Source organism: Corynebacterium sp. HMSC072A04, from assembly GCF_001809235.1.
GTDB lineage: Bacteria > Actinomycetota > Actinomycetes > Mycobacteriales > Mycobacteriaceae > Corynebacterium > Corynebacterium hiratae.
Genome location: NZ_KV796811.1, coordinates 78,764 through 100,696 on the forward strand (window position 1 = coordinate 78,764; position 21,933 = coordinate 100,696).

The window sequence follows — 21,933 nt, forward strand, 5'->3', positions numbered from 1 at the left end:
ACCCCCGGCGCGGCCACGCTCAACGCCCTACACTGTCCAAGTATGAGCCGCGCGAGCAAGAACCTGCCTTCTAATCATGACCCTCGAACAATTGTCATTACCGGTGCTTCGAGCGGGGTGGGCGCGGCCGCTGCCCGCATCCTTCACCAGCGCCGCCCGCAGGATTCGCTCGTGCTCGTGGGCCGGAACCCGGAAAAGACGCAGGCCGTGGCCGAAGAAATTGGTGCGTCCTTTCACGTGGCCAACTACGAGTCTTTGGGCCAGGTTCGCACCCTCGCAGAAGAGCTAAGCCAGTACCCGCAGATCGATGCCTTGGGCAATAATGCCGGCGGCATGTTCGACGGGCCCTTCGCCACCGCCGACGGCTTCGAGCGCACGTGGCAGATCAACGTCGTGGCGCCTTTTCTTCTGACCTCTTTATTGCGCGATACCCTGCGGGCCAGCGACGCCACCGTGGTGCAGACTGCTTCCTTGGCCAATGTCCTGTATTCCTCTTTCGATCCCGGTGACCCGAATACCTTTGAAAAATTCAGCGCCGAACGCGCCTATGGCAACGCCAAGTTGGGCGATATCCTGCTGACCCGCTACCTCGCCTCCCACGGGCTGACCTCCGTGGCCTTCCACCCGGGGATATTGAATACTGGTTTCGGGCATAACTCAACGAGCAGGACGAGCAAGCTCTATTCGACCACTGCGGCTCAATACGTCTTGGGCAAGGCGGACAAGGGTGGGGAGAACTTGGCCTACTTCCTCAGCGGCACACCGGGCATCCATTTCGACTCCGGCGAGTATTACAACCAGAAGCGCAAGCCAGGCCTGCAGCGGCCGATTGCGAAGAAGCTCTCCGTGGCCCGGCGCATCTTTGATGATCTGGGCCGCCAGCTCAATGTGGAGTGGTAGCAGGCAGCGGCTAAACTAGCCCGCATGAGTATTGCCTCCGAAGCTTCCCGCCGCCGCACATTCGCAGTCATCGCCCACCCGGATGCTGGTAAGTCCACGCTGACGGAGGCGCTGGCGCTCCACGCGCACGTCATCAACGAGGCCGGCGCGGTGCACGGCAAGGGCAACCGCAAGTCCACGGTTTCTGACTGGATGGAGATGGAGAAGGAACGCGGTATTTCCGTGGCCTCCTCCGCGCTGCAGTTCGAGTACGCGCCCGAGGGCCACGAGGGCGAGCCCTACATGATCAACCTGGTGGATACCCCGGGCCACGCGGACTTTTCGGAGGATACCTACCGCGTGCTCACGGCGGTGGATGCTGCCGTGATGCTTATCGACGCCGCCAAGGGCCTCGAGCCCCAGACCCTCAAGCTCTTCCGCGTGTGCAAGGCCCGCGGCCTGCCGATCATCACGGTGATCAACAAGTGGGACCGCGTGGGCCGTGAGCCGCTGGAGCTTGTCGACGAAATCCAGCTGCAGCCCACCCCACTGTACTGGCCGGTGGGTATCGCCGGCGACTTCCGCGGCTTGGCCCACATCAACGATGACGGCGAGGCCGATGAGTACGTGCACTTCCTGCGCACCGCCGGTGGTTCCACCATCGCCCCGGAGGAGCACTACGCGCCTGAGGAAGCCGCCGCGAAGGAAGAGGACGCCTGGGAAACAGCCGTGGAGGAGGCAGAGCTGCTGGCTGCGGACGGCGCCCTGCACGACCAGGAACTCTTCGAGCAATGCGTGACCTCCCCGCTCATCTTCGCCTCCGCGATGCTGAACTTCGGCGTGCACCAGATTCTGGATACCCTGTGCGCCATCGCCCCGGCTCCGCGCTCCCGTGATTCGGATCCGCAGGCCATTGAAGCGGCCACCTCCGCCATCGACGAGGTACGTGAGGTTACTGACGACTTTGCGGGCGTCATCTTCAAGGTGCAGGCGGGCATGGACCGCAAGCACCGCGATAACTTGGCCTTTATGCGCGTGGTCTCCGGTGAGTTTGAGCGCGGCATGCAGGTCAACCACGCCCAATCCGGCCGCAGCTTCTCCACCAAGTATGCGCTGACGGTCTTCGGCCGCACGCGTGACACCGTGGACACGGCTTACCCGGGTGACATCGTGGGCTTGGTCAACGCCGGTTCCTTGGCTCCCGGTGACACGATTTACACAGGCAAGAAGGTACAGTTCAAGCCCATGCCGCAGTTCGCGCCGGAGTCCTTCCGCATCCTACGCGCGAAGTCTTTGGGTGATTACAAGGCATTCCGCAAGGGCTTGGACCAGCTGGCTGCGGAGGGCGTGGTCCAGATTCTGCGCAACGATACGCGTGGCGATGCCGCCCCAGTCATGGCCGCGGTGGGCCCCATGCAGTTCGAGGTCATGCAGGCTCGCATGGAGGTCGAGTACAACGTGGAGACCATCACCGAGCCCATCCCCTACTCCGTGGCGCGCCGCACCGACGCCGAATCCGCGCCCGAGTTGGGCCGCCAGCGCGGCGTGGAGATCTTCACCCGCACCGACGGCGAGCTCATCGCGCTCTTTGGTGATAAGTGGAAGCTGGCCTTCATTGAGAAGGAGCACCCGGAGCTCACCATCGAAACCCTCGTGGCGGATTAGGCACAGCGTTTCCCTTAACTGCTGAGGAATTCCTTCCACGCCGGCCATTCCGCATAGGTCTGCGCGCGCCCGGCTTCATAGTTCGCGCGCAGCTTAGTCACCGAGCGCTCGGTCGAAGCCACCTGCATATCCTCTGGGAAGAAAAGCTGTGCACGCCCCTCCTTTTCCAGCTCCAGAAGCCGCTCCTTGGAGGCGTTGTACCGGGGCGGCCGGGCAATCATTGACTCCGCCACGGCAGGGTACTTTCGGAAGATTCGTCGCAGCGCCGCGGGCCGCCCTACCTCAGGCCGCACGTAGCCACGCGGTTTCGAGCCAAGGAACAAGAACTTTTCAAAGCCGGCCTTCTCCGCCTGCTCGATGAGGATGCCACCGGATTCCCCCATCGCACCGTCGACGTACGGTGCGCCATCGATAACACGCATCGGCATGATCAGCGGCAACGTCGAAGACGCGCGAACGCGCACCATCAGGTCCTCTTGTGTCTTTATGTCATTGCGCCCCCAGTACACGCTCTCCCCGGTATCGGCGCGCGCGGCGGAAATACACATCTGCGCCGGGTTGGCCTGAAATGCTTCCCAGTCAAAGGGCATGTCCTGATCGGCGGCCTTCTCATAGATGAACTCCGCATTGAAGTAGCCGCTACCGCGCAGCAGCGAACCCAGGCCACCGAAGCTGGGGTTCTTGGCAAAATCCACGAAGGATTCTTCCGAGCGGCTCACGTCGCGGGAGAGGAAGTTCACGGTGTGTGAAGAGCCCGCGGAAACACCTCCAACCCAGCCAAATTCCACCTCCTCCTTTAGGAGCTTGACGATGCACGCGGCGGTATAGGAATTGCGCATGCCGCCGCCTTCAATGACGAGTGCTGTATCTTTCGCGTCAATCACAGTGCCCGATGGTACCCCCGCGCTAGGATCGCGCCATGGGATTGTTTTCTGCGGTTAAGAATGCCGTCGACAAGCTTGGCGGCTCCAGCACTGTCCGTTTGGCCTCCCCGGATCCCCACGCCGTCGAGGTTTCTTTCGATCATCTTTCCGTGCACACTGCGAGCGGTCTCATCATCCTGGTTACCTCCCCTGCCGGTGCGCAGGTGCTCAGTGAGGTGGCGCGCTCCGGCGAATCTGCGCAATTACGTGGCCCTCAGACCACGGTGCATCTCTCCCCCACGACTAAAGAACAGCGTCCCGTCCACGACCCCAAGAAGGGATGGGCCATCCCGTTGTCGCTTGCAGAAAGAGAGACGCTGTCCCAACTCAACGCGGAGCCCGGCGATTATGAAATTTCCGAGTCACTCGCTGTGTCCGTCGAACCCACCCCTGAAGAAAGCTAGTCCGCCATGCTCATCCTCCCCTTCCAAGGGCACACACCCCGCATCCACCGCAGCGCCTGGATAGCACCGAATGCCACCATCATCGGTGACGTCACCATCGGGCCGGATTCTTCCGTGTTCTATGGCAGCGTGCTGCGCGGGGATGTTGGTGCCATTCGCCTTGGCGCCCGCGTCAATATCCAGGACAACTGCGTCATCCACGTCGAAACCACTGCGCCGTGTGTGCTGGAGGATGACGTCACCGTGGGCCACATGGCCATGCTCCACGGCACGCACGTGGGCGCGGGCACGCTGGTTGGAATGAAGTCTTCTTTGCTTTCCGGCTCCACCGTGGGCACAGGCTCTCTCATCGCCGCCGGCGCGGTGGTGCTCGAGGGCCAAAACATTCCCGCCGGTGCCTTGGCCGCCGGGGTGCCCGCCAAGGTGCGCCGTGCGTTGAGCCCTGAGGAATCCGCCGCCTTCATCCCGCACGCCGCGCGCTACGTCGACATTGCTAAGAATCAGGCGCCGCATGGCGACGCCCTCCCCCTCGACGAAGTCCTCTACGACTAGCACCGCAACTGCCGTTGTTGACAAAACTCCCGAGTCCGCCGCAAAAACTGACCAGAACTTTGGCAACTAGGGCAGTTCACTTTTGAACTCTTGCCCACCAGCCGGCTCGTTATAGAAGAGCAACGAGACCCATCACCACCAGGAAGGCGGCCACTCCGTAGCCGCTCCATAGTGCCACTGCTGCAGAGTTTTCCCGCGCCCACGCGAAGGCGCGACCAGCCCAGGAGTCTGGCTTCGCCCGCACAAGCGCGATGAAAAGCCCGCACACCGTGGGCAGCGAGAGCGCGAAGGTGGCATAGAAGAAAAGGCCTCCGTATTTAACGGTGTTGCTGAAATCCCCGGCAGCAAGGTGCATCAGCCCATAGAAAAAGGGTACGGAGGTCAAGGACTGGATAACACCCATGGCATAGCCCACCGCGACAGTCTTGGCCGAGGGCGTGCGCAGTGGGCCGAGGAGTTTCTGCACCATGTCATTGGGTTCGCCCTTGGAGCGCCAGGCCAGAAGGCCCAGCCCCAGGCCGATGACCACCAGACCCCAACCAAGCAGCGGTGATTCCAGCGCGGCGGCCACCTTGTCCTGGATACCGACGAAGACGAACATCACCACAGCAGCGGCGGTGAGCACGCCGAACCAGTCACCGACGATGACGAGGGCCGCGATCTTGCGGTAGCTCCCCCGCGGAAGCATGATGCCGATGGCCACCAGGATTCCGATGAGAAGCGCGTTGACGGAATCGGCGAAGGCATTCAGCACGGCTTCAAGCATGCGGGCTAGTCTACAGGCTCTTAGAGAACATTCATCTACTGTTTACCCCGCGCGCCCCCGACGCAGGCGAGCAAACGGTATGTTCGAAAAAAGTGTGCCACGTAACGAACCCCCAACTTACGCGTGTCAACATAGACTAGACCCCTGCTGGTACAGCACGTTTTGACCCCGACCCAAGAAGTGGAGAGACAAAAAATGAAGGTAGCGATTCTCGGCGGAGACGGCTTCTGCGGTTGGCCCGCTTCCCTTTATCTCTCCGACCAAGGCCACGAGGTCATCATCGTGGATAACCTCTCCCGGCGCGCCATCGATGAGGAGTTGGGCGCGGAATCCTTAACACCCATCGCCTCCATTGAGGAGCGCCTGGCCGCGTGGACCGAGGTTTCCGGCAAGACCATCGGCTTCCGTAACCTCGACGTGGCCCAGGACTACGACGGCTTGCTGGAGTTCCTGAATACCGAACACCCGGATGCGGTGGTGCACTTCGCTGAGCAGCGCGCCGCCCCCTATTCCATGAAGAATTCGCGCACCAAACGCTACACGGTGGATAACAACATCAACGCCACCCACAACTTGCTCGCCGCCATCGTGGAATCTGAGCAAGATATCCACGTCGCCCACTTGGGCACCATGGGTGTCTACGGCTACGGCACCGCCGGTATGAAGATTCCGGAGGGCTACCTGGATGTGCAGGTGGATGCGGGCGAGAATGGCGTCGTCAAGCAGCAAATCCTCTACCCCTCCAACCCGGGCTCGGTCTACCACATGACGAAGGTCCTGGACCAGCACCTGTTTGCCTACTACGCCAAGAATGATGAGCTGCGCATCACCGACCTACACCAGGGCATCATCTGGGGCACGCACACTGAGCAGACCCAGAAGGACGAGCGCCTCATTAACCGCTTTGATTATGACGGTGACTACGGAACGGTGCTCAACCGCTTCCTCATTCAGGCCGGCATTGGTTATCCGCTGACCGTCCACGGCACCGGCGGACAGACCCGCGCCTTTATTCACATTCGTGACATGGTGCGCTGCATCGAGCTAGCCCTGCAGAATCCGCCGGCACGCGGGGAGCGCGTCAAGATCATCAACCAGATGACCGAAACCCACCGCGTGCGTGACCTGGCAGAACTACTGGCGAAGATCTCTGGTGCGGAAGTGGCTTATGTGCCGAACCCGCGCAAGGAATCCGCAGAGAATGAACTCCACGTCACCAACGACACGTTCCTCGAGCTCGGCCTGGAGCCGACCACTTTGTCGGAGGGGTTGCTCCACGAGGTGGAGGAAGTCGCGCGTAAGTACGCCGACCGTGTTGACCGCTCCAAGATTCCAGCCCAGTCGCTGTGGACGCGCCAGCAGCACGCTGGTGTTCCCGAAGCCTTGGCCAACGGCGCGGACGCTGCGGAGGCTTAAACCTTCGTGCGCATCGCTATCGTTACCGAGGTCTTCCTGCCCAAGATCGACGGCGTGGTCACCCGCCTGACGCGCACGCTGGACCAGCTGGCCGCGATGGGCCATGAGGTGCGGATTTTTGCCACAGGCAAGGCCCCTGACACCTATGCCGGCTTCGAGGTCACCCGCATCCCCAGTTTGTCGCTGTGGGTCTACCCGGAGATTAAATTCGGTTTGCCCTCGTGGAAATTCTTCAAGGAAATCCGGGATTTCGATCCCGATGTCATCCACGCGGTCAATCCCATTTGGACCGCGGCCCTCGGCGTCTTTGCCGCGCAGCGCGATGCCGTACCGCTGGTAGCCAGCTTCCACACCAATGTCCCCGAGTACGTTGAAGCGCTGGGGATTGGGTGGACTAGGCCGCTGACCGAAGCCGCGCTGAAGTATCTGCACAACCAGGCTGCGGTGAACCTGTGCACCTCCGGCCCCATGGTGGATAAGGCTCGGATGATGGGGATCCGCAACGTGCAGCTGTGGCCCAAGGCTGTTGATACGCAGACCTATCACCCCAGTCGCGCCACGGAACAGATGCGCGAGCGCCTGACCGACGGTAACCCGGATTCCCCGTTGGTGACCTATATCGGCCGCGTCTCCAAGGAGAAGGACTTGGAACGCCTCGATCACGTGATGGAACTGGTGAGGGCACAGCTTAGCGACGCCCGCCTGGCCATCGTCGGCGATGGCCCCGCCTTGGAGGAGCTCAAGTCCAACTTCGATCCTGCGCACACCGTATTCACGGGCTACCTCTCCGGCGAGGAGCTCGCCGCCGCCTTCGCCGTGGGGGATGTCTTCCTCTTCCCCTCCGCCACAGAGACCTTGGGACTCGTGGCTCTCGAGTCCTTCGCCTCTGGGGTTCCGGTCATCGGCACGAATGCCGGCGGCATCCCCTTCGTTATCGAAGAAGGCGTCACAGGACATCTCATCGAGCCCGACGCTGACGACACCGCGTGGGCCAGCGCCGCTCTCGGCCTCCTGCGTGATTCCTCCCGCCGGGCGCAGATGGGACAGGCCGCCCGCCGCGAAGCTGAAAAACATTCCTGGGTAGAATCCACCCAAGCCCTCCTTCAGGCCTACGAGGAGGCCATCGAGCACCCCTTCCGCAGGAATACAAACTAGTCAAGGAGACCCATGGATTCAGCCCAGAACCTGTACTCCGCTGGCGCCTTTATCCAAGCCGGCATCGACGCCACGTTTGCCTCACGCCTAGGCGTCGTTCGCGACGTCGAGGTGAATTTCATTCCCACCGATTCCGTATCAGCAGCCTCGGAGGAAGGGCAGCCAGACCTGGATCAACGCGCCGTCGTGCGTTTTAGCACTGATTCCGGGGTCTATGATTTCGATGGACTGCGTCTTGCCACCATCCACAACGGGGAGCTTCGCTGGGCCACCGGCATGGCAGAGCACGCACCGCAGCCGGAATTCCACGGGCCACAACCTGACTCTGCCCTGCTGCGCGGCTTGGCACGACGGCTGGTGGGCGACCGGCCTGTTGTCCGCGTCCCACAGGGCGATGGCGAAGCATTGGTCGCCGTCGATTTCGCGGAGATTAACCCGGATCCCCGGGTGAGCATCCTGGCCGGAATTGAGCACTCAGGGGACGTCACCGGTGGCGTCGACGAGCGCCTAGCCACCGCCGAGTTGTCCTGCTACCTGGGCATTCCGCAGAGCCACGTGGAAAATCTCGCGCTTTTCCACGGCTCCCGGACCGTAGCTCTCCCCCAGGCCCCGGGCCGCGCTGGGCTCAGCGCGCGCGAGGTGTTGGCCGACGCCCACTTCCTCGCCACCGAGCACAACTTCTTCTTGGAGGCCCGCTTCCCCAACCTGTGGGCGGACCTTGATCCTGTAACCTCGCGGACCGTTGTAAACTCCGATTACGGCTCGCTCACGGTGCCCGCGCACCTCATCGCGACGATCGACGCCTCCACGAACATCTTCACCTGGGCCTGGGCAGACGAGCTAGCCGGTTCCTTGTCCGCTCAGGCCGCGGGTAACCTGCGCCGTTTCGGATATGACCAGGCCATCCCCGAGTTGATTCGGGCCCGCGTGTCCATCACTGAGGCACGCTCTGCACGCTTGCCACAGCTGGCCATGCCAGTTCTGGGCCTGTGGACCTTGCTGCCGGTGCAGCTTCCCGACGGCCGCCAAGGCCTCGCGCTATCCAATGCCCCCGCGTTCCACCTCCCCGCACCGACTCCGGCGGCCACGCAAGCCACCCTCAACGTTGCGGTGCCGGCAGGCGTAGACGAGCAGCGGGCGCGCGCTGCCTACCACCGGGCGCGCCCCCTATAAGTGCTCGGACAGCGCTGAAAGCATGTGCAGCTGGGAGCGTTAGGAGTTCAGCACGGCGCGGAACTCCTCGACGTCAACCTCCTCTGTGGTGGCCGGGTTAAACGCTGCGTCCTGAGTCTTGTCCACTAGTACCGCGCGCACGCCCTCAGAAAAGTCGGGACGGCGGTACATATGCATGCCCAGCTTGAGTTCCAAAAGGAGGGCCTCGCGAATGTCGTCGACACCGGCCTCTGCCTCATAAAGCTCGTTAGCCGCGATAATGGCAGCTGGGCACGCCCCTGCCATAAGGCGGCGGACCTCACCGGCAATGAGCGGGCGCTTGTCCAGCTCCGCGGAGATTTCCTCCCACGTTGGCAGGGCAAACGTCTCCTCCAGGTCCTTGGCCACCTGCTCCAGCGGGGCGGGCTCTTCGGGTGCGGGCAGGGCGAGGTCCTCCAGCGCGGCATCAATACCGCGCTCAATGGAGGCCTCAATCAGCTCGTGTGCATCCTTGACAACGTGGGTTGCCACGCCAGTCCACAACATGTCTGCGGCATACATGCGGTATCCACTAAGACCCCAGAACTTGGCCAAGCCCGGTGAGGCGATACCGCGGGTGCCCACCATGCGCTGGGCCGCATAGGCCACACCGACGTCGGTGACATAGCCGATGTTCATCTCCGGCATCGAGGCGAAGGCCTTTTCCGTCACCACGCGGTGCGAGCCGTGCAGAGAAATGCCCAATCCACCGCCCATGACAACACCGTCGATGACGGCGATATAGGGCTTCGGGAACTCTGCGATATCACCGTTAGTGAGGTACTCGCTGGCGAAGAAGGCATCGACCTCCTCCAGCTTGCCTTCCGCGATTCCCTCCCGCGCGTGGCGCACATCGCCGCCCGCGCAAAATGCCTTAGGGCTATTGGAGTAAATCAGGACCTGCTCAATCTCATCGTCCTGCGCCCACGTTTCGAGGGAGCGGCGGATGATATCGATCATGTCCGGGGTCAACGAGTTCAGGGCCTTCGGCCGATTGAGTTCGAGGACTCCGGTATGGTTGCGGACGGAAACGAGTACTGGATCAGTCGTAGTCATGCGCACCAGTGTTCCATATCACACATGTTTCAGCCACCTGTTTTTGAGGCTGGTTTTAACATCGACCCCTGCTTCTAAACCCAACCTTCAGATTGGTGTGAATTTCTTGCTCCCACAGCTTGTTGCTCTTGACATGGACGGCACCCTCCTCGATGCCCACGGTCAGCTGCCCGCAGACTTTTCAGAGCTTGAGGAGCTCGCCACTGCCCGCGGCTGCGAGCTGGTTCCGGCCTCGGGACGCCAGCTGGCCACCCTACAAGACATGTTCCCAAAGGGTGGCACATTCATTGCCGAGAACGGCTCGGTGATTTTGCGCAGCAGCGAGATCATCGCCACCTTCCCGCTGCAGGAAGAAACCGTGCGCGCGGCGCGCGAGGCCGCAGCCGCCATCAGCGAGGCGCACACCGTCGTTCTATGTTCTCCGGAGACCGCCTACGTGGCGCGGGATGTCACGCAGGCAGCACGCGCGGAGATTTCCAAGTATTACAAGGCGGTCACGTGGGTCGACGACTTGGACGACGTCCCCAATAGCGACATCATCAAGATCGCCATCTTCTGCGAATCCGGTTCCGAGGCTCACCTCTACGAGCCGATTCGTCGCGCCGTACCGGAGGACAACGTGGCGGTATCGGGCAAAGTCTGGCTCGATGTCATGGCCCGCGGCGTGGATAAAGGCGCAGCCTTGCTCAAGCTCGCTGAACTTGCCAACGTTCCAATCACCGCCACCGTGGCCTTCGGTGACTACCTCAATGACCTCGAAATGCTGCGCGCCGCTGGGACGGCTATCGCCATGGACAACGCGCATCCGAAGCTGAAGGAAATAGCGGATATTATCGCGCCTGCCAATACCGACAATGGTGTGAGCACGGTGCTGCGCCAGCTTCTGCGCACCTAACACGCTCCCAGGAAACCTTCCCGATTCTCTGCCACCACCCGAGTAGGATTACCCCGGTTCCCTAGACCCCAATCCCTTACGTGTGGAGTGTTCAGTGAAGAAGTTCCTGCGATCCCCTGGGCCCCGTGTCCCTCGTCGGGCCACGGACACCTCCCTTGAGCTGAACCCGGGGTCCCTCCCCAAGGCCTCCGCTGTGCGCAAGGCCAAGCTGCACAAAGCCCGCGAAGCCGCCGAGGAAACCCCCTCGCCGCGCCGCCGCCCGCTCCCGCGCCCAACTCGGCCGCAGCGTATTCAATCTACCCGGCCGCAGTGCGACGAACAGCCCCGTCCGGCGCGGCCGGTAGAACGGATCGCCAAGGCCGCTTCGCAGCCCCCAGCTCAGCCCACACCCGCCGAGAGTTCCCCCGAACCACGGCCTGAGAATGAGATATCGCGCGCCTTGGCGCGGCGCTCGCAGCCCGTCGGCACACCGACGAGCAAGCAGCTCAAAGCACCACGCCGCTCCCGCGAGCAGCGCCAAACCGCGCGCCAGGGCAACACGAAGGGCGCTGACACTCCAGCGGTGCCGAAAGAATCCCCCACCGTCACGCGCCAGCGTCGCGCGCGCCTGCGCCCGGTACCGGGCCTGGATGGGCTGCGCGGTCTCGCGGTCTTGGCGGTCGTGCTCTACCACTTCTTCGGGGATCTACTCCCTGGCGGCTACCTCGGCGTCGACATGTTCTTTGTCCTCTCCGGTTTCCTCATTACCTCGCTGCTCGTGCGCGAGTTCGCCGTGACCGGGCGCATCAGCCTCACCGACTTTTGGATCCGGCGCTTCCGGCGCATCCTTCCGGCTGCGCTCGTCGTCTTATGCCTGTGTACGGCCCTCGTCGCGGTGATCGGCGGGGACCTCGCCGTGGGGATCCGGGAACAATTCTTGGGTACCTTCTTCTTCGTCAACAACTGGACCCAAATCGCCACCAGCCAGACCTATTTTGCGCCCAATGAGGTGCAAGTCTTCGCCCACTACTGGTCCCTGGCCGTTGAGGAGCAGTTCTACCTCCTGTGGCCTCTGCTCATGTTTGGCGCTTTCGCGCTGTCGCGACGCCAACCCAAGCGCCTGCCCATCGCGCTCTCTCTCGTCCTCGCAGCCGCCTCCGCTGCCGCGATGGCGCTGCTGTTCACTCCGGGCGAAGACCCTACCCGTGTTTATTACGGCACCGATACCCATGCCTTCGGCCTCCTCATCGGTGCGCTGCTGTCCCTTCTTCTCACCTCGACGTCGAAGGAGGCGAAGGCGGACTCATGGGCGTCGACAAGCACAGGCGTTATCGCCGGCACCGTCGGAGCCCTCGCCCTGGTTGGTTACCTGGCGCAGCTGGTGTGGATGAGCGCAGACCTTGGGGTCACCTACCGCGGCGGCCTGGTCCTCACCAGCCTCCTCGGCGCGGCAATGATCTGGGGTGTGGTGCGTGAGACCGGACCTCTCACATGGCTCTTCCGCACCCGGGTGATGCGGTGGCTGGGCCAGCGCTCCTTCTCGCTCTACCTGTGGCATTGGCCTGTGGTGATGATCCTTCGCGAGCTGTCTGATGCCCCGGCGTGGCTGCTGGGTTTGCTCGCGCTTCCTCTGTCCTTCCTATTGGCTGAGGTGACGTATCAGTTCGTGGAAAACCCCTTCCGCCGCGCCGGGTATATCGCCACGTGGCGCACTTACTGGGCTTCGCGCCCCACTGTGGCCGAGATGAAGGACGGTTTCGGCAAGGCCATGTGGCCTGCCGTGCCCGCCATGGTGATCTTCTCCGCGCTGGGCGTGGCCTATGGGCTGGTCACGTCACAGGACCAGACCGAGCTGGAGCGAGAATTGGAGCGCATGTCCCAAGCCAACGAGCAGGCAGCGGCATCGGCAACACCGACAGAGACCGAGAAGCCCGCAGAAAAGCGCGCTCTGCCTGCGGGCACGGCGATCAACGCGGTGGGTGATTCGGTCATGCTTGCTGCCTCCGAAGCCCTCAACGAGCGTTTCCCGGGGATTCTCATCGACGCGGAAGTGTCCCGCCAATATGCCGAGGCGATTGCAGAAGTCCGGCAGCTGAAGGAATCCGGTCAGTTACGCTCCACCGTCTTTGTGGGGCTGGGCACGAACGGATCGGCTGCAGACGGCGAGATGGACGAACTCCTCACCATCCTCGGTTCCGATCGCACGGTTATCCTCGTCGTGCCCTACGGCGAGCGCGACTGGATGGGGCAGGCACGCGCAGAGATTATCGAGGCCGCCAAAGAGCACGACAACGTCTACGTGGCCGACTGGTGTGGCATGGCCCAAGAGAACCCGGCGCTGCTCTACGACGACGGCGTGCACCCACAGGCCGAGGGCGCAGCGCTGTACGTGCAGGCGCTTTCCGACGCCCTCGAGCAGTACTCCCGCGGAGAAAAATCCATCACCACGGGCTGCTCGCTCTAGCCTTCGGCCGCTCTCGAATCAGCTGCTCTCCAATCAGGGCAGTGCGCTAGCAGCATCGCCCTAGCAGCACTGCCCTAGTTGCCAAAGATCTGGCCAGATCCTGCGGCAGGACCTATAACTTTGGCAACTAGGGCAGTTGACAGGATTCGCCTCTAGGCCCGAGCACATAGAAAACGGCCGGGGATGTGCCTCCCCGGCCGTTCTCGCTGTGCCGATGCTTGTGCGCTTCCGGTGTTACTGAAAGCTGCTCAATCTCCTAGACGGAAAATTCAGCCATCTTATCCCATTGCGTTTTACCTGGGATGTGAGTATTGATGATGTCCGGCGTCTCCACCAGGTACTTCGGGAACTCCTCGCAGGAGCGTTTGAAGTGCTCAGTGTTGACGTGGTCAACGTCGGTGCCGTCCTTGTAGGACTCGAGGAGCAGGAAGCGCTGCTTGTCTTCCGGATCGCGGAACCACTTGAAGTCGATGCAGCCGGGCTCTGCCTGGCAGGCCTTGGTGTACCAGTCGATCTCGTCGAGGAAGGTCTCGGCGTACTCGGGCTTGACGTGGAACTGTACGTTGATCAAAATCATGGGCCCCACTGTAACCTGCTCCATGAAAACGCGCAGAAGGCCTTGTAAAAAGCCTCTCGGGAGAATTAGTTGTTGAAGAAGTACTCCGCCACGTAGACGTAGGTTCCGTCAAAGGCCTGGGCGACGCCGAAGCCGGTGCCATCCGTCTTGGTCACGGGCACGTCGCGGTTGAGCCAGTCCACGCGCTCCTTGGCCTCAGATTCGGTGAGCTTGTAAATGTTGCCGCTGCCCTCCTCCAGGTGGGTCAGCCCATCGCCTGCATTGTCGTGGAAGGTGACCTTGCCAGCTGCTGCCTGGTTTGCCCACTCCTGCGCGATGTTCTTGGCGTTGGCATCCTCGTGGTGGCCCTGCTTGAGCAGGTGGGCATGGGTAGCACCAACAAGTTCGCCGGCGACGGCCGGGGTCGGCTTCTTGATGAAGCCCGGCAACTGGACGTTAAACTGCTTCGCCAAGTCATAGGCCTGCGCAGGCAGCTCGATCTCTAAAGAGTTGACCTGCTCAACGGCCTGGGAGGACAGCTGGTTTACGTCCTGCAACTGTGCGGAAGAGGAGTTGACCGGGGCGGCCTGGGCAGCGGACACCGACAGAGCAGCGGTGAGGGTGGCTGCCACGGCGGCGGTGGCGGACATGCGGGAAACACGACGGAAAGAATTCATGCCTTCAACCGTGCCACAAAAATGCTTCGGCGGAAAAAGACTAACCGCTCATGTGGGATTTTCGATACCACTTTGTTATCACTTGCCGGTGGCTGCATGCCGACATGGAAGAATAGCCAAGGCTGGCTTTAGCATGGATTTTTTAACGAGTATCCGAAAGGTGATCACTGTTGCTGGACGTCTTAACCGGTTTCGCCATCATTTTTGTGGTTATCGGCGTGGGCTTCATTATGGCTCGGCGCGGCGTTATCGGCGAAGGTGAGGCGCGCCTGCAATTCAACCGCACGGCGTTCTGGGCGGCGACCCCAGCGCTGATCTTTTCCAGCGTGGCCGCCTCTGATACCGCGGCCTTTGCCTCGCCGGTTGTCGCCGTCATCGCGATAGCTTCGGTCGCCACCATGGCCTTGTATTGGATGCTGAGCGCGTTATTCTTCCGACGCAGTGGAGCCGAGACCATGGCCGGCGCAGCCGCAGCCAGCTACTACAACTCCGTCAACATCGGCCTGCCCATCGCCACCTATGTCATCGGTGATGCCACCTTTGTGGTGCCAGCGCTCGTACTCCAGATGGCGGTACTCTCGCCCTTCATCATCGCCGGCCTCAACGCCCAGGGAACGAGCCTGCGTTCGGTTTTAAGTTCCGTGGGCTCAGGACTGACAGCCCCAGTGGTCATCGCGGCGATTGCCGGCTTCATCGTGTCCGCAGCAGGCTGGCACGTCCCCGACGTCATGATGGCTCCGCTCGAAATCCTTGGTGGTGCCTCCATCCCGATGATCCTGATGAGCTTTGGCGCCTCACTCACCGGCGACGGGCTGTTAGCCGTTGACCGCCTGCCGACGATTACCGCCACGGTTCTCAAGCTCATTGCCATGCCGGCGATTGCGCTGGCGGCCGGCTTGGCGCTGGGGCTGAGCGGCAACGAGCTCTACGCAGCGCTCATCTTGGCTGCGCTTCCGACCGCGCAGAACGTCTACAACTATGCCGCGACCTACCAGTCGGGAGAAACGGTGGCGCGCGATACGGTCTTCCTCACCACCTTCCTCTCGCTGCCGGCGATGCTGGCTATCGCTGGGTTCTTTGGGTAGGGCTGGTTCTACCCCTCGAGCTTTTCCCCGAGTTCCAGCCATTCCATTTCGAGCTCTTCACGCTCGGAGGCGATGGCCTTGAGCTCGGAGTCGAGCTTCGCTAGCTCATCGCTGTCCCCCTCACCGGAGGACATCTTCTCTGCAGCCACCGCCATCTTTTCATTCAGCTTCGCCGTCTTATCGTCGAGCTTGCTCATTTTGCGCTCCAGCGCATTCATCTTCTTGGTCAGCTCGCGCTCCTCCTGGGAGCTCAACCGCTTGGCCGGGGCGGCATCCGCACTCTGCTCATCAGAGTTCTTGGAGGCTTCTCCCAAATCGAGAACGCCGCGGGCGGTGGCGGCCTCCATCTCCTGGCGGCGGCGCAGGTATTCCTCGATTCCGCCCGGCAGGTTGGTGAGCTTGCCATCCCCAAATAGCGCATAGGTGTTGTCCGCGATGCGCTCGATGAGGTAGCGATCATGCGAAATGACCACCAGCGTGCCCGGCCAAGAGTCCAACAGGGACTCCAGTTCCTGCAGGGTATCGATGTCGAGGTCGTTCGTGGGCTCGTCGAGAAGCAGCACGTTTGGCTCCGCCATGAGCACGCGGGTCAGCTGCAGGCGACGGCGCTCACCGCCGGAGAGGTCGCCGACCGGCGTGCGCTGGCGCTTGGCGGAAAAGCCCAAGCGCTCAGCTAGCTGGGACGCGGACAGTTCCTTCTTACCCAGGTGAACGTAGGTGGCGACGTCTTCGACGGCGTCGAGAAGCCGGCGCTGTGGATCCAAATCATCGAGTTCTTGGCGCAGCCACCCCAGGCGCACGGTCTTACCCTCGATGCGCTTGCCCGCGGCAAGCTCTACTTCCCCAGCAAGGGCGCGCAGCAGCGTGGTCTTGCCGGAGCCGTTAACGCCGACGAGGCCGATGCGCTCGCCCGGCGCGAGCCGCCAGGTGAGGTGGTCCACCAGCATGCGACCGTCCGGGGTCGTGATCTTGGCGTCCTCCAGCTCGATGACGACGCGGCCCTGGCGCTGCTTGGAGAAGGCCATGAGTTCGACCTTGTCGCGCGGTGCGGGGACGTCGGCGATGAGCGCCTCGGCTGCCTCGATGCGGTAGCGAGGCTTCGAGGTACGAGCCGGTGCCCCGCGGCGCAGCCACGCCAGCTCCTTGCGGGCCAAGTTCTGGCGGCGCTGCTCAATAGCATCGGCTTGGCGGGCGCGCTCGGCGCGGGCGAAGGTCCAGTCGTTATAGCCACCCTCGTAGGCATCGACGACACCGTCGTGCACCTCCCAGGTAGTGGTGGCCACGGTGTCGAGAAACCAGCGATCGTGCGTGACGACGACGACCGCTAGCTTGCGCGAAAGCAGGTGGCTGGCCAGCCATTGCACGCCTTCGACGTCGAGGTGGTTGGTCGGCTCATCGAGCACCACGATGTCGAGGTCTTGAACGAGTGCGGCAGCCAGGTTGACGCGGCGGCGCTCACCACCGGAGAGCGAGCCCACAGGGGTGTCTAGCCCTAGGTCAACAATGCCGAGGCCGCCGAGGACATCGCGCACCTTGGCGTTAGAAGCCCACTCGAAGGTTTCCAGCCCGAGCGGCTCGATGATGGCTTGGGCGATAGTGAGCGACTCCTCTAGTTCGAATCGCTGGGTTACCACCGCCATGCGCAAATCCGAGTTGTGGGACACGCGGCCCGAGTCTGGGGATTCGATACCGGTGAGAACTTCCAGCAGCGTAGTTTTGCCGCCGCCGTTGACGCCGACAATGCCGATGCGATCACCGGTTTGCACGCCGAGGGAGACCCCGTCCAGCAGGGTCTTAAGACCAAAGGACTTGGTTACGTTTTCGAGGTTAATGAGGTTCGCCATATCGAGAGTTCATCTTAGTGCCTCAGCGCGGTTACCCCCGCACCATTACCTTTATTGATATTGATTTTCACTTCCAATACTCTGGCGCACTATGAAAAAAGAACGTCTCGCCCTGTGCGCCGCACTTTCCGCCACGATCCTCACCATGTCCGCTTGCTCCTCCCCTGACAGCGAGGAATCCACGTCGCCCTCCAGCACTGAAGCCTCCCACGCGCATGCCGAGCACGGCGATGGCCATGACGGGGAGCACAGCCATGACGGCTTCGAAGCCGCTGAAGGTGAGACTGAGGTAGCCGAGCTGCCAAACCGTATCCTTCTTTCGCACAAGAACGGCCTCACCACGCTCGACGGCGAAACCGGTGAGGTCATCGAGAGCGAAGATCTGAAAGCATTCCTCCGTCTAAGCGATGCCGGCGATAACCGCCACATCATGGTGACCAAGGGCGATAGCTTCCTCACCTTCGACACGGGGCGCATCACCAAGCCCCACGGCGACCACAAGCACTACTACGCGGCGCAGCCGCAGCTTCTCAGCGCAGCCATCGACGCACCGCACGCCGGTCACGTGGTTCACCACGACGGCTTTACCGCGCTCTTCTCCGACGGCGATGGTGTGGCACGGATTTACAAGACCGAGGACATCGGCAAGGAAGACGCCAAGCCTGTCAACACCGTCGAGACAGGCGCTGCGCACCACGGTGTGGCCGTCCCGCTGAAAGACGGCTCCGTGGTCACCACGAAGGGCACGGAAGACGAGCGCCACACCATCCAGCACCTCGACAAATCCGGCAAGGTCCTTGCGGAAACCACTGAGTGTCCTGGCGTCCACGGCGAAGCTGCCGCCGGCAACGGTTCCCTTTTCTTCGGCTGCGAGGATGGGCCCGTCGTCTTCGACGGCACTGAATTCCACAAGATCGACGTCTCCGCATACGCGGGCAAGGACGGATACCAGCGCTCCGGCAATTCTGCGGGTTCGGAGGAATCCAACATCATCTTGGCAGACAACAAGACCGACAAGGATGCCGACTTCGAGCGTCCCACCTCAGTGACCCTCATCAATACGGAGGACTACTCTGCCAAGAAGGTCGAGCTGGGCGAATCCTATTGGTTCCGCTCGTTGGCCCGCGGCCCCTTGGGTGAGGCACTAGTCCTCACGACCGACGGCAAACTCAACGTCATCGACCCAGATTCCGGCGAGGTAACAAAGAAGATTGACGCTATCTCCCAGTGGAAGGAAAACGAGGAGTGGCAACAGCCGGGTCCGATCCTCAAGGCGGCAAACGGCTATGCCTACGTAACGGATGCGAACAAGCAAGAACTGGTGGTCCTTGACCTCCTCGGCGACCAGGAAGCACAGCGCTACAAGCTCGACTTCAAGCCCGTGGAGATGGCCGTTCTTTAAGGACCGCTAACTAATGCAACGCGGGTGCTAGACCAGCGTTGCTCCGGTTGCGGGGCCTGTGGTCACCAGGCCACGGGTTCCGCGGTTATCGGCGCAGACCTGGGCCACCACTTCCTGTGCGGTCTCCTCGTCCTCGCAGAGGAAAGCACAGGTCGGCCCAGACCCGGAAACGATGCCCTTGAGGGCGCCGGCGGCCTCACCGGTGTCGAGAATCTTGCGTAAGTCCGGACGCAGAGAGAGTGCTGCCGGCTGGAGGTCGTTGTGCATCACCGCGGCAAGTTCGTGGGGGTTGCCGCCGACGAGGGCTTGGCCCACGGCTTCCGTGTCCAAGTGTGGTGTGCTTCCACGGCCGGCAGCGCGCAGCTCATCCAGCTTGCGGAAGACAGAGGGTGTGGACAAGCCCTCCGCATTGGTGATGATTGCCCAGATATAGCGCCCGCGCGAGAGCATCGGGGTCAAGAGTTCGCCGCGCCCGCGCCCCAAGGCCGTGCCGCCCATGAGGGTAAAAGGCACGTCGGAGCCCAGTTCCGCGGCGAGTTCGTAGAGCTTCTCCATGCTGAGAGCTTCACGTCCGAATTCGGTACTCAAAGATTGGTTGGCCAAAAGCAAGGCGGCCGCGGCATCAGCAGAGCCACCGGCCATGCCCCCGGCGGCGGGGATGTTCTTTTCCATCGTGAGCGTGCCAGCAGCTGGCAACATGAGGTTGTGGGCCACCAGTTCCACCGCGCGCCACGCAAGATTCTCGGCTGACGCCGGCACACCCTTCGCGTGGTTGCCGGTGACCTCCACTGCGGTTTTCTCGCCCCAGCGGTAGCTCACGCGGTCATGTACGTCGAGGGCCTGAAACACGGTGGCCAGCTCATGGAAGCCATCCGCGCGGGCCTCCCCCACCCCCAGGTGCAGGTTGACCTTGGCGTGGGCGCGCGCCTGCCAGATCTGCGGGGAGTCGTCTCCCGTCCTACTCATGAGGCTTCCGCCAATCGGACGAAGTCCTCCACGCCCAGCTTCTCACCGCGCAGGCGCGGATCGATATCCGCCGCGCGCAGCGCTTCCTCGGCTGCTGCGGCGGAACCATAGAAACCCGCCAGGGCGGCGCGAAGTGTCTTGCGGCGTTGCGCAAAGGCGGCGTCGATCAGCGCGAACAGACGCGGGCGCAGTGACTCGTCGAAGGGGCGGGTGCAGTCGATGCGCACCAACCCTGACTCAATCTTAGGTGCCGGCCAAAACACGTTCTTGCCAATCGTGCCGGCCTGGCGAACCGGTCCATAGAAGGATGCTTTCACGCTGGGGATGCCATAGACCTTGCTGCCCGGCGCGGCGGCGAGGCGCTCAGCTACTTCCAGCTGCACCATGACCAGGACACGACGAATGGATGGATAGACCTCCAGCAGGTGGAGCAGCACCGGCACCGCCACGTTATAGGGCAAGTTAGCTACCAAGGCGGTCGGCTCCCCCAACTCCCCTGCCTCAACGGTGAGTGCGTCCTTCTCCACCACGGTGAGGCGATCCGCAAAGTTGGCTGCCCGCGCCGCCACGGTATCTGGGAGCTTGCCTGCCAGGCGCGGGTCAATCTCCACGGCCGTCACGTGCTCGACTTCACCCAGTAGTCCCAAGGTCAGCGAACCCAAACCAGGGCCGACCTCCACCACGCGGTCCTCCGGTTGCAGGTCCGCGGCAGCCACGATGCGCCGGATGGTGTTGGGATCATGCAGAAAGTTCTGGCCCAGCTTCTTTGTCGGCGTCACGTCGAGCTCAGCGGCGAGCTCGCGGATCTCCACCGGGCCCAGCAAGTGGGGTTGTGTCATGTCATCCAGACTAATACGCAGGGCGCTGAAGCTTTAGCGCAGGCCGAGCTTCGAGGTGCAGGCGGGCCATGCGCCCCAGCCCTGTGCGGCCTGAACCTTCTGGGCCACGGCGATCTGCTGCTCGCGGGAGGCCTGCCAGGCCTGCGGGGCGTACTCGGTGCCGCCAAAGGCAGCCCAGGTCGACGGGGTGAACTGCAGGCCGCCGGAGAAACCGTTACCGGTGTTGATGGACCAGTTACCGGTGGCCTCACACTGTGCCAAGGCATCCCATACGGAGCCCTCAGCAACGGCCGGTGCGGTGGACTTCGGCTTGGTACCGCGCGCGATGACTGCGGCGACGGCCTCGGTGCGCACGTCTTCCTTGATGATGTCGTTGGACTCTTCCGCACCGTTGACCTTCACAATCTTGCGGGTCACGGTGCGCGAGCCTGGGGTGCCCTCCTCGCGGACTTCCTCAGTGCCTTCTTCCAGCTCCGGGTCATCAACGTAGGTAGCTGGTGCGTCGAAGTCCTCCGTCTTCTCCTCTTCGGAGATGTCCACGCGGTCCACGGTGATGGCCGTGCCGGCCTTGACGGGAGCGTCAAGGTCCGGCGACACGCGGTCATCCTTGCCCACGGTGATACCGCGGGCTTCTAGCACGTCCTTCACGGTCTTAGCCGCAACGCTGGCGTAGGACACAGAGCCACCGTCAGAGAGCTTAATGATCTTCGGGGATACCACCTCAAGGTTCATTCCCTCAGTCAGAACCTCATCATCCTCGACGGTCTTGGAACCGGAGGTGATAGCAGCGCCTGGGACGATGCCGTCGAGGCCGCCCAGCAGGTCAGACACGGTGAGGTCAGTGGAGGACATCTTCGTCTCCACGCCATCGATGGTCACCGCAACCGGCTTGGCGGTGCGAACGGTAATCGAGTCACCATCGGAGACCCGCTCAGAAAGCGCCGGGTAGACAACGTCCTCCCCGCCAACGCTCACACCTGCGGCCTCGAGAGCCGCGTTAACATCGCCGGCGAAGGTAGCCAGCTGGGTGGTCTCACCGTTGATGTCGAGCGTGATGTCCTTCTGAGAACCGACGGCAACGACACCACCCACAGCCAACGTGCCGAGCACACCGCCGGTGGCCATGCGCAGTGGCAGGGAGCGGGAGTTGTTGATTCGCTTGATCTGCTTCTTCGGGGACATAAACCTTTACTCGTCTCTGCGTTGCTTCGTGCCCAGA

Annotated in this window: 20 protein-coding genes; 11 read left to right on the forward strand and 9 right to left on the reverse strand. The window is 62.4% G+C overall.

Annotated features, from left to right (window positions below; translation table 11 throughout):
- The first annotated feature begins 42 nt into the window (after positions 1–42).
- Both HMPREF2565_RS12095 and HMPREF2565_RS12100 read left to right on the forward strand, forming a co-directional pair.
- On the forward strand, positions 43–900 hold the full coding sequence (locus HMPREF2565_RS12095; protein WP_071407462.1) for an SDR family NAD(P)-dependent oxidoreductase: 858 nt from the start codon (positions 43–45) through the stop codon (positions 898–900).
- Positions 901–924: 24 nt separating this feature from the next.
- On the forward strand, positions 925–2,544 hold the full coding sequence (locus HMPREF2565_RS12100) for a peptide chain release factor 3 (protein ID WP_071407463.1): 1,620 nt from the start codon (positions 925–927) through the stop codon (positions 2,542–2,544).
- A 14-nt stretch (positions 2,545–2,558) separates the two neighbouring features.
- Here HMPREF2565_RS12100 and HMPREF2565_RS12105 read toward each other — a convergent pair whose 3' ends face one another.
- A complete protein-coding gene (locus HMPREF2565_RS12105; protein WP_049154251.1) occupies positions 2,559–3,428 on the reverse strand; it encodes a patatin-like phospholipase family protein in 870 nt (289 codons plus the stop codon).
- A gap of 35 nt (positions 3,429–3,463) precedes the next feature.
- On the opposite strand from HMPREF2565_RS12105, the gene HMPREF2565_RS12110 reads away from it, so the two are divergent.
- A complete protein-coding gene (locus HMPREF2565_RS12110) occupies positions 3,464–3,871 on the forward strand; it encodes a hypothetical protein (protein ID WP_049154249.1) in 408 nt (135 codons plus the stop codon).
- Positions 3,872–3,877: 6 nt separating this feature from the next.
- Entirely contained in the window at positions 3,878–4,423 is a 546-nt protein-coding gene (locus tag HMPREF2565_RS12115; RefSeq protein ID WP_071407464.1) for a gamma carbonic anhydrase family protein, read from the forward strand.
- A gap of 109 nt (positions 4,424–4,532) precedes the next feature.
- Here HMPREF2565_RS12115 and HMPREF2565_RS12120 read toward each other — a convergent pair whose 3' ends face one another.
- On the reverse strand, positions 4,533–5,189 hold the full coding sequence (locus HMPREF2565_RS12120; RefSeq protein ID WP_046646929.1) for a sulfite exporter TauE/SafE family protein: 657 nt from the start codon (positions 5,187–5,189) through the stop codon (positions 4,533–4,535).
- Positions 5,190–5,384: 195 nt separating this feature from the next.
- Between HMPREF2565_RS12120 and HMPREF2565_RS12125 the strand changes: the two genes are divergently transcribed.
- From HMPREF2565_RS12125 to HMPREF2565_RS12135, 3 genes are read left to right on the forward strand one after another with little or no spacing between them, the layout of a single operon-like run.
- Complete coding sequence (locus HMPREF2565_RS12125; RefSeq protein WP_071407465.1) at positions 5,385–6,605, forward strand: NAD-dependent epimerase/dehydratase family protein; 1,221 nt, start codon at positions 5,385–5,387, stop codon at positions 6,603–6,605.
- A gap of 6 nt (positions 6,606–6,611) precedes the next feature.
- Positions 6,612–7,760, forward strand: coding sequence for a glycosyltransferase family 4 protein (locus HMPREF2565_RS12130; RefSeq protein WP_070546183.1), 1,149 nt, complete (start codon positions 6,612–6,614; stop codon positions 7,758–7,760).
- Between the two features lie 12 nt (positions 7,761–7,772).
- Positions 7,773–8,933 (forward strand): DUF6882 domain-containing protein, encoded by a 1,161-nt coding sequence (locus HMPREF2565_RS12135; RefSeq protein WP_071407466.1) that lies wholly within the window; start codon positions 7,773–7,775, stop codon positions 8,931–8,933.
- Positions 8,934–8,972: 39 nt separating this feature from the next.
- On the opposite strand, the gene HMPREF2565_RS12140 is transcribed toward HMPREF2565_RS12135, so the two are convergent.
- Complete coding sequence (locus HMPREF2565_RS12140) at positions 8,973–10,007, reverse strand: enoyl-CoA hydratase/isomerase family protein (protein ID WP_071407467.1); 1,035 nt, start codon at positions 10,005–10,007, stop codon at positions 8,973–8,975.
- A 97-nt stretch (positions 10,008–10,104) separates the two neighbouring features.
- Between HMPREF2565_RS12140 and HMPREF2565_RS12145 the strand changes: the two genes are divergently transcribed.
- Positions 10,105–10,902, forward strand: coding sequence for an HAD-IIB family hydrolase (locus tag HMPREF2565_RS12145; RefSeq protein WP_246819158.1), 798 nt, complete (start codon positions 10,105–10,107; stop codon positions 10,900–10,902).
- A gap of 94 nt (positions 10,903–10,996) precedes the next feature.
- Positions 10,997–13,345, forward strand: a complete 2,349-nt coding sequence (locus HMPREF2565_RS12150; RefSeq protein ID WP_246819159.1) for an acyltransferase family protein — start codon at positions 10,997–10,999, stop codon at positions 13,343–13,345.
- Between the two features lie 256 nt (positions 13,346–13,601).
- Here HMPREF2565_RS12150 and HMPREF2565_RS12155 read toward each other — a convergent pair whose 3' ends face one another.
- Positions 13,602–13,922 carry a putative quinol monooxygenase gene (locus tag HMPREF2565_RS12155; protein ID WP_046646936.1) on the reverse strand — a complete coding sequence of 107 codons (321 nt, stop codon included), beginning with the start codon at positions 13,920–13,922 and terminating at the stop codon, positions 13,602–13,604.
- A gap of 65 nt (positions 13,923–13,987) precedes the next feature.
- Complete coding sequence (locus tag HMPREF2565_RS12160) at positions 13,988–14,578, reverse strand: hypothetical protein (RefSeq protein WP_071407468.1); 591 nt, start codon at positions 14,576–14,578, stop codon at positions 13,988–13,990.
- 170 nt (positions 14,579–14,748) lie between these two features.
- Between HMPREF2565_RS12160 and HMPREF2565_RS12165 the strand changes: the two genes are divergently transcribed.
- Complete coding sequence (locus HMPREF2565_RS12165; RefSeq protein WP_071407469.1) at positions 14,749–15,663, forward strand: AEC family transporter; 915 nt, start codon at positions 14,749–14,751, stop codon at positions 15,661–15,663.
- Positions 15,664–15,671: 8 nt separating this feature from the next.
- Here the strand turns inward: HMPREF2565_RS12165 and HMPREF2565_RS12170 are convergent, their stop codons facing one another.
- Entirely contained in the window at positions 15,672–17,507 is a 1,836-nt protein-coding gene (locus tag HMPREF2565_RS12170) for an ABC-F family ATP-binding cassette domain-containing protein (protein ID WP_071407470.1), read from the reverse strand.
- A gap of 91 nt (positions 17,508–17,598) precedes the next feature.
- Here HMPREF2565_RS12170 and HMPREF2565_RS12175 point away from each other — a divergent pair, with 91 nt between their 5' ends.
- A complete protein-coding gene (locus HMPREF2565_RS12175; protein WP_071407471.1) occupies positions 17,599–18,909 on the forward strand; it encodes an NHL repeat-containing protein in 1,311 nt (436 codons plus the stop codon).
- A 27-nt stretch (positions 18,910–18,936) separates the two neighbouring features.
- Here HMPREF2565_RS12175 and HMPREF2565_RS12180 read toward each other — a convergent pair whose 3' ends face one another.
- The 3 genes from HMPREF2565_RS12180 to HMPREF2565_RS12190 are packed head-to-tail and all read right to left on the reverse strand — an operon-like array spanning position 18,937 to position 21,896.
- The gene (locus HMPREF2565_RS12180; protein ID WP_071407472.1) at positions 18,937–19,875 is read right to left on the reverse strand and encodes a 4-(cytidine 5'-diphospho)-2-C-methyl-D-erythritol kinase; all 939 of its coding nucleotides are present in this window, start codon (positions 19,873–19,875) and stop codon (positions 18,937–18,939) included.
- A complete protein-coding gene (rsmA, locus tag HMPREF2565_RS12185) occupies positions 19,872–20,714 on the reverse strand; it encodes a 16S rRNA (adenine(1518)-N(6)/adenine(1519)-N(6))-dimethyltransferase RsmA (protein WP_046646940.1) in 843 nt (280 codons plus the stop codon). Before rsmA ends, HMPREF2565_RS12180 begins: the two co-directional genes overlap by 4 nt.
- A 33-nt stretch (positions 20,715–20,747) precedes the next feature.
- The gene (locus tag HMPREF2565_RS12190) at positions 20,748–21,896 is read right to left on the reverse strand and encodes a resuscitation-promoting factor (RefSeq protein ID WP_070546192.1); all 1,149 of its coding nucleotides are present in this window, start codon (positions 21,894–21,896) and stop codon (positions 20,748–20,750) included.
- Positions 21,897–21,933: the final 37 nt, after the last annotated feature.